Annotated in this window: 6 protein-coding genes and 2 pseudogenes; 1 reads left to right on the forward strand and 7 read right to left on the reverse strand. The window is 70.8% G+C overall.

Translation table 11 applies throughout. The features are described from left to right. Nucleotides 1–2: 2 nt before the first annotated feature. From ACWDYJ_RS18670 to ACWDYJ_RS18700, 7 genes and pseudogenes are all read right to left on the reverse strand, one after another. Nucleotides 3–677 (reverse strand): hypothetical protein, encoded by a 675-nt coding sequence (locus ACWDYJ_RS18670; RefSeq protein ID WP_451566647.1) that lies wholly within the window; start codon nucleotides 675–677, stop codon nucleotides 3–5. An 882-nt stretch (nucleotides 678–1,559) separates the two neighbouring features. Continuing rightward, a pseudogene (locus tag ACWDYJ_RS18675) lies at nucleotides 1,560–2,309 on the reverse strand (PIG-L deacetylase family protein); the annotation flags it as partial. 493 nt (nucleotides 2,310–2,802) lie between these two features. Further along, a complete protein-coding gene (locus tag ACWDYJ_RS18680) occupies nucleotides 2,803–3,963 on the reverse strand; it encodes a bifunctional class I SAM-dependent methyltransferase/NUDIX hydrolase (RefSeq protein ID WP_451566648.1) in 1,161 nt (386 codons plus the stop codon). 29 nt (nucleotides 3,964–3,992) lie between these two features. Continuing rightward, nucleotides 3,993–4,571 (reverse strand): class I SAM-dependent methyltransferase, encoded by a 579-nt coding sequence (locus ACWDYJ_RS18685; RefSeq protein WP_451566649.1) that lies wholly within the window; start codon nucleotides 4,569–4,571, stop codon nucleotides 3,993–3,995. After that, nucleotides 4,568–5,086: an MFS transporter gene (locus ACWDYJ_RS18690; RefSeq protein WP_451566650.1), complete on the reverse strand. Its 519-nt coding sequence runs from the start codon at nucleotides 5,084–5,086 to the stop codon at nucleotides 4,568–4,570. The genes ACWDYJ_RS18685 and ACWDYJ_RS18690 overlap by 4 nt, the downstream gene beginning before the upstream one ends. A 221-nt stretch (nucleotides 5,087–5,307) precedes the next feature. Next, complete coding sequence (locus ACWDYJ_RS18695; RefSeq protein ID WP_451566651.1) at nucleotides 5,308–5,997, reverse strand: restriction endonuclease; 690 nt, start codon at nucleotides 5,995–5,997, stop codon at nucleotides 5,308–5,310. Next, entirely contained in the window at nucleotides 5,997–6,212 is a 216-nt protein-coding gene (locus ACWDYJ_RS18700; protein WP_451566652.1) for a hypothetical protein, read from the reverse strand. Before ACWDYJ_RS18700 ends, ACWDYJ_RS18695 begins: the two co-directional genes overlap by 1 nt. Before the next feature lie 720 nt (nucleotides 6,213–6,932). On the opposite strand from ACWDYJ_RS18700, the pseudogene ACWDYJ_RS18705 reads away from it, so the two are divergent. Beyond that, a pseudogene (locus ACWDYJ_RS18705) lies at nucleotides 6,933–7,030 on the forward strand (peptidoglycan DD-metalloendopeptidase family protein); the annotation flags it as partial.

Raw genomic sequence — 7,030 nt, forward strand, 5'->3', positions numbered from 1 at the left:
GCTCAGTCCGCCGGGCGTGAGCGAACCGGCCGGGCGGCGACGTCGGCCGCGTACGCTGCCCAGTCCCCGCCGCTGGCCTGCTGCCACTGCACGGCTACCGCACGGTGGATGCCCAGCATGCGCGCCAGGATCGCCGCCGGAACCTGAGCGGCCAGCGTGAACAGGGCGGTACCCCGGTCCTGGCGCGGATTGACGCCCGATGCCCGCATCCGGAGGACCAGCTGGTCACTGCTGAGCGGCTTCCCGGGAACCTGCCCGGGGAAGAGCCAGGTGCCTGGCTCATCCACGCGCGTGTGGCCGCGCCGGCTTGCGATCAGCTCTTCCATCAGGGCATCGAGCGGCGCGGGCAGCACGATCGGGCGGTCCCCGAGCAGAATCTTCGGCTTGTCGCCGTCGCGCTGAATGTGGTCAACGGTGAGGTGGCGAATGGCGTTGATGTGCTGGGCGTAGAGCAGCAGGAGCAGGCCCGCGACCCGGTCAGCAGTCGGCGCGGCGTCAACATGCAGGAGCCGACCTGCGACCTCCCACCGCCGGTCCTCATCGTGCGGGCCGCTCGGGCCCGCCCACCGGGTGGCGGGAGCGGTGAGATCGTGGGCGTGGCGGTGAGCAACGGCCCAGCGCACGAAGTGCGCCGTCCGCGAGGGATAGGTGGCACGGTGGGCCATGAAGTCGTCCACTTCTCTTGGGTGCACGCGCTCAGCAGCATGCCGCGACCGGCCAGCTCATCGAGGAACTGGACGGCGGCATTGATGTGCGTGCGGACGTTCTGGTCCTGGTCGACCGTCAGCTGTTGTCCGCACCCGCTGCCGCAGTCGGCGCAGGTGGTGCCAGATTGCGTATCCGTGCAGAATCCGCCGCTCTTCGAGGTCTTCGCGCCCAGACAGCTTCTCCTTCGTTCAGCGTTCCAGGTTGGCGAGGTGCTGATCACGGGCCGGGAGCGAACCGGTGGCCATCAGCTGCTCTGCGCCCACCCGGAGTCCTTCGGCGTTGAGCTGGCGTACGGACTGGACTGTCATATGCAGGTCCGCGTCCGCGATCGGTGCGACCACGTCCCCGAAGCGGGAGACGACCTCCGTAACCGTCCGAAGTACGCCATGACCTGTTGATCGTCCTGCGGGAGCCACAGACGTGCGGCTTGATCCAGTCCTCGGCTGGGCCGTCTGCGTCACCCCATAGCCGCTCTGGCCGCATGAATTGCCGCATCACAGCTCCTTGAACCTTGCGGACTTCTGGGCGAGCACCTCGGACAGGAACCCGGGTGCCTGGGTGCCGAGCATCCGGTACAGCGTGACCATGCTGGTGATCGCGGTGTCCGCGACCTCCTCCTGGACATGCAGCCAGGAACCCTGCCCCTTTCGCGGGTTCGTCCCCCAGGCGCCGACCACGGCCTGCGCAGCTTCGCCGACCTCTTCGGCGACCTTGAGGACCTGCAGCGTCCACTGCTGCTCCGGGGTCATCCCGCGCTCGGTGTCCAGGCCGGTGAACAGTTCGCTGAGCATGCTGATCGTGTCCCACACGGCCGGGTACGGCGGTTGCGGTGTGAGGCCGCTCTGCACGGGGCCGACCCGGGGACTGGTGTCCAGGCGGGTGTACCACTCGGTGGCCAGGATCCGGTGCCTGACGTCGTCCGGGACGCCGGACAGAAGGGCGGGCAGGGCACGCTGGCCTTCGACTTGGCTCCGGTGCGCGAGGATGGCCTCCCACTTCGTCGCCGCCACGGGCCCCACGTCGACGCTCGCGCTGACCTGGTCGTCGGGGGCGCTCCGGACCGTCTTGCCGACGCGCGCGAGAAGCGGGCCGAGGTCGCCGACGCCCGACTGCGGGTGCGTCGCCAGGTACAGGGCGCCCGGCGTCCAGGGTTCGCCTGCTTCGGGGTAGAGGTGGGGGAGACCGGCGGCGTGAACGGCGAGCTGGGTGACGCGGTGGGTGTGCAGGTGGTCGGGGTGTCCGGTCAGCTGGCCGTACTGGTCGTGGGTGATCACGATGTCCGGCCGCAGCTCACGGATGTGGCCGACGAGCAGCCCGACCACCTCATCGAGGGGTGCGTCGCACAGGCGGGGTCGGCCGGGCGCGGATTGGGGAACGCGGGCGTCGGCGTAGCCGAGCATCCTGGGTTTCCCGGCTCCCAGGATCGCGAGGGCGTCGGCGAGTTCGGCTGCCCGGTGGGTGTCGGCGGCCCAGGTCGCGGTGACCACGGCAGTCGCCGCGCCGGCGGCGGCGTGCTGCGCGAGAACGCCACCAGATAGGAGCACCTCGTCGTCGGGGTGGGCGAAGACTCCGAGGAGGGAGGGCTTACTCGGTTGCGTCACGGGTGTCTCCAGACAGAGCGGTCGGTCGGTGTACGCGGACGGGGTGGCTGCCGGTCACGGGCTCGGCACCGGGCCCTCCTCGGTGGCCGCGGCGGGCGAGCCGGACCGGGTGGTGGTGCGCTGCGCGGTCAGCAAGATCGCCGCGAGGGTGCCGGCCTTCGATGTACTCGTACGTTCCCAGGCTCTGGTCGGTGCGCCGGACCGAGTCCCGGCGCACCACCACCCGGACGCCCGTGTACTTGACGGTCGATGAGACCGTGGTCCAGCCGTCGATCATGCCGACTCCTGTTTCTGGTTGTGCTGCACCGGCTGGAGGCCCAAGGCTCCTGGGTGGGCGACCCGCCTGCCCGGCGGAGCGCAGGGGATGCCCGGAGGCCTGGAGTGGAACGTGTACGAGGGCATGGCACTCCCAAGGTGGTGAGGGCGGTATTGCGGTCGGTGTGCAGGTCCTGAAGGCGCCAGGCTCACGCGGGCCCCAGGTGGCGGGGTCGGGCTAGGGCTGACCGGGCCGGCCGTAGGGCTGGAAGTGGGCGGGCGCGTGGTCGAGTGGGAGGGTGGGGTCCCAGGCCGTCAGGCACTGGGCGCTCGGCACGAAGAGCGGCTGGGGCAGTGCGTCGGCGGGCCAGAACTTCCAGGATCCGAGGGCTTCCTCACGCTGGTGGGGGGTGCCGGACCAGCGGGTGACGAGGACGGGGACCGTGACCCTGACGACGTCGCCCACCCGGTCCAGGAGCGTGCCCAGCACCTGCACGGCATCGGGCTCGGCCACGATCCCGGCCTCCTCGTGGAGCTCGCGGACCGCGGCCTCGGCGAAGGTCTCACCGGGTTCGACGGTTCCGCCGGCGAGCTCGAAAGCTCCGCGGCGGTGCAGCCCGAGCAGGAGCCCTTGTGGGCCGTGGACGATCACGCCGACTCCCAGCGCGGCGGTCGGTGCGGGAGGAGCGCTGCCGCGTGGGCGGCTCGGTACCCGCTTGGGGCGGTGGGCCGAGTACAGCCGGTAGGAGACCGCGTTGTCCGGCTGCGGGGAGTCGATCGGGGTGACCGACTCCATGATGAGGCCGCGCTCGCCGAGGAGGTCCTCCCACAGCTGCGGAGTCAGCGTCCACATGTTCACGGGGTGGTCTTCGGTGGTGCCGGGCAGCCGCAGGATCTCGGGCCGCGCAGCCGCCTTGGTAGCGGGGCCGACCCCGGCGGAGTTCGTGTGCAGCGCGGAGAAGAGCAGGCGCCCGCCGGGCCGAAGAGCGTTCGCGAGGGCGGGCAGGAGCCGGTCCGGGTCCAGGTACGGAACCGAGCAGACGGAGTAGATCAGGTCGTACGGATCAGCGCCCCGCAGGTGGGTCACGGCATCCGCGCACAGGAGGTGCAGGCCCGGAGTGTCCGGGTAGCGGGCGAGGGCGCGCTCGTGCTGTGCGGGGGAGGCGTCCACGGCGGTGACGTCGGCGCCCGCGGCGGCCAGTCGGGCGGCGTGCCGGCCGAGACCGCTGCCGAGGTCGAGGACCCGCAGCCCTGATACCTCGCCGAGGACCTCGATTCCGGGCCCTGTGCCCTCGATTCCCCAGTTCCACTGCTCCAGTTCGGGCAGCTCGATCCCGCGGGCCATTTGGTGTGTCCCGTAGGTGTTCCAGATTGCGACGGTGTCCTTCTCGGTGGTCAACAAATCCTCCTTCAGGAAGCGGGGCGGGGTCAGGGGCGTAGGGCGAAGCAGCGGAGCACGTCGAGGTCAGCGGTCCGGACGGCGGACCAGCCGGAGATGAGGATCTCGGTCTCGGCGGGGCTGATGCCGAGGCTCTGGAGGGGGTCGGTGGCCTCGCGGCGGCCCGCGATCTCGGTGACCACCCAGAAGATCCCTCCGGGTGCGAGGAGGTGGCGGACGCGGCTGAGGAAGGCCTTCTTGTCGTCCATCCACCGGTAGACCAGACGGCAGGTGATGACCGCGTACGCGGGATCCGGCAGGGTCGTGAGGTCACCGGTGGTGATATCGGCGCACCGCCATGCCGGCCCCGAGCCGGGCCCCGCGTCATGGGAGGCGGCGAGTGTGACGGCGCTGGGCGAGATGTCGATGCCGGTGGTGCGGTATCCGAGCTCGTGGTGGAGGTGGCGGGCCAGGGAGCCGTCGCCGCAGCCGATGTCGAGGGCCGGGCGCCCGCGGCCGGCGCCGAGGTGTTCGTCCATCAGGCGTGCTTCGGTGCCGTGGGGGTGCCGGTACCGGCGGCCCCCGGACCACCGCGCTTCCCAGTAGTCGGCGTTCATGGCCGTCGTCACGATGCTCCTTCACGGGCGGGCGGCACGACGGTGCGCGCGAGTGGGGAGGGCATGTCCCGCAGCGCGCGGACGGGGGAGAGGAGCAGGAGGACCACGGGGACGATCTGGAGGACCGCGCCGACGGCGAGAGTGCCGCGTACGCCGAGGAGGAGGATCAGGGCGCCGGCGACCGCGGCGGCGACGGGTCGGGCTCCGGCGGTGACGGTGGTGCTCGCGGCCTGCATGCGGCCCTGGAAGCGTGGCTCGCACAGGGTCTGTCTGAGGGATCTCTGGCTCGTTCCGGAGGCCGTTGCCCAGAACAACTGTGCGGCCAGCGTCGATGCGAGGGCGATCTGCCAGGTGAGGCCGGGTCCGGCGAGCAGGAGGGGGATTTGGGCCAGCGGGCTGACAGCGAAGCCGGTGATGATCGTCGGTCCGATGCCGATACGGGAGGCGATGCGTGGGGCGAGGACCGCCCCGGCCCGGCTGCCGGCCCCGCCGATGCCCATGATCACGCCGAACGCGCTCGGGGACATGCGCAGGTCGGTCAGCAGGTTTGTTCCCGCAGAGATCGTGTCCCCCGCTGGTCGTGTCCCTTTGCGGAGTGACCGACGACTCAGGTGGTGTCGCGTTCCGGCACCACGTCGTGTCTCCATCCCCGTTCGAGCCTGTGACGAAGCGCACACTGCATGGTCTTGGCTGCTTGCCGAACTTCCGCTGAGGCGGGTTCGTAGCGGAACTGACTCGATGAGCACCGTCATGCCGCGCGCTTGAACCGGCCCCGGCCGCCTGAGCGCCCAGACAGCCCGAGGAGTTCGTGCAGCGCGGTGCCGGCCTCTGCCCAGCGCCGAAGCTTCTCCCGGTCGACCCAGTGGACACCGTGCCGGTCCCCCCAGGCCATTGCGTCGCGCGTGATGGTGCCGTTGGTGATGACGACCGCGTGATTGGCTCCATGGGCCGGCCCGGCCGTCCCTTTCACCGCGTACATCACCGACGATCCAACCTTCCCGCCGACGCGCGTGTGCTTGGCTTGTACGACGATCCGGCCGCGCTGGGGATGGTCGCCGATGACGTCGGCGACCTGATCGCCACCGCCGCCCACACGGCGGGCCGGCCAGCCGTCACGAACCAGCAGATCCCTCAGGGCGTACTCGAACTGCCGGTCGTCCATGCCGTCGAACTCGGCCAGGGTGATCCGCAGGAGGGCCAGTCGCCCGGCATCACGACGCCGCCCACCCGCAGCCTGGGCGGTCCGCCACGCGGCGATAGCCGCGGCCAGCAGTGCGAGAGCCAGTACGACAGGCCAGGCATCTTTCAGAGCGTTGGCGGTCGCGGCAGCCATCCTGACGGTCAGGACAAGGACGGCCACCGCCACAGCGGCGGCGGAGAGGAGTTCGGCCGCGCCGCGCGGGCCCCGCAGCCGCAGACGCTGCCGTTTGCGCCCCATCAGCGGACGGCCGGGGCGGAGACGGCCGGCTGCGGATCCGCGGGCGGCGGTGTCGTGGCGGTGGTCTCGCCGAAGCCGAATACCTGTCCCCACAGCCAGGCACCGGCCAGCAGGCCGGCGATCATCCAGCCGCTCATCCGCTTCGCGCTCCTTGGCTTGGGATTGCGACGGTTGTGTGCGCGTACCCGGTGGAAGCCGTCCGGCACCTTCGACATGGGGTCCCCTCCCGTCGGCGGGCCGCGGGCGCGGCCCATTCCTCAGGAATTTGTGTAGCAGCGGGCTCTGACAGAAACTGATGGATCATCACGACGCCGAGCCGGGCCAGGGCGCCATCAAGCCACCGGACTCATGCCTCACGGCTGGCGATCACGCCAGGGTCTGATCCGTTGACCTCGGCGGACACGGGGATCAGGGCTGGCTCTGCCGCCACCGCTGCGCGCCGGGGTCGGAGAGGCCTAGCCGTTGGGTGTCTCTCACCTGTGGAAACGGCCCCGGCGACGTTCGGCGGTGCGCCGATGAGGAATGGCGAGAAGCAGCGGAGCGCACTGGGTGCGGCAATGCGCCGGTGCCGCCCCTGGGCTGCGGTTCTTTGCGGGGTGTCTCCGATGGGCAGTCGGTAAGGGCCTTGGGGGCGTGAGCCGACAGGCCGGGCGGTCGGCGGCGGCCAGAGACGGCCAGCGCTCACGGACCGGGTTGACGCCGCGCCCGCAGGATGTCGGAGCAAGCAGCAAGCAGCAAGCAGCAAGCCGAGAGCGAGCACGATGAGCACGGTCAACTCCTCGTCGAACCGTCTTCGGCCCTTCGCGACAGCATGGTGGCGTGCGCAGGTGGTGAACGACTCGTACAGCCCCCTCAATGACGTCGTCCGCGAACTCGGCAGAGTCTCAGTCGAGATCGGCACCACCACACCCCGCACCTGATTCCCCCGCTTCGCGTCGCACACGGGCATCGACTTCCACGCCTCCCTCGGCACCTCGATCCGCGCCGTCGGCGCCGGTACGGTCGTCGAGGCCGGCTGGGGTGGCGCGTACGG

It is taken from the genome of Streptomyces sp. NPDC003042, assembly GCF_053591315.1.

What these genes read in the sequence shown, in the direction of transcription:
- ACWDYJ_RS18690 (WP_451566650.1), bottom strand. Translation starts at nt 5,086, where the DNA reads ATGTCCCCGAGCGCGTTCGGCGTGATCATGGGCATCGGCGGGGCCGGC.
- ACWDYJ_RS18695 (WP_451566651.1), bottom strand. Translation starts at nt 5,997, where the DNA reads ATGGGGCGCAAACGGCAGCGTCTGCGGCTGCGGGGCCCGCGCGGCGCG.
- ACWDYJ_RS18700 (WP_451566652.1), bottom strand. Translation starts at nt 6,212, where the DNA reads ATGTCGAAGGTGCCGGACGGCTTCCACCGGGTACGCGCACACAACCGT.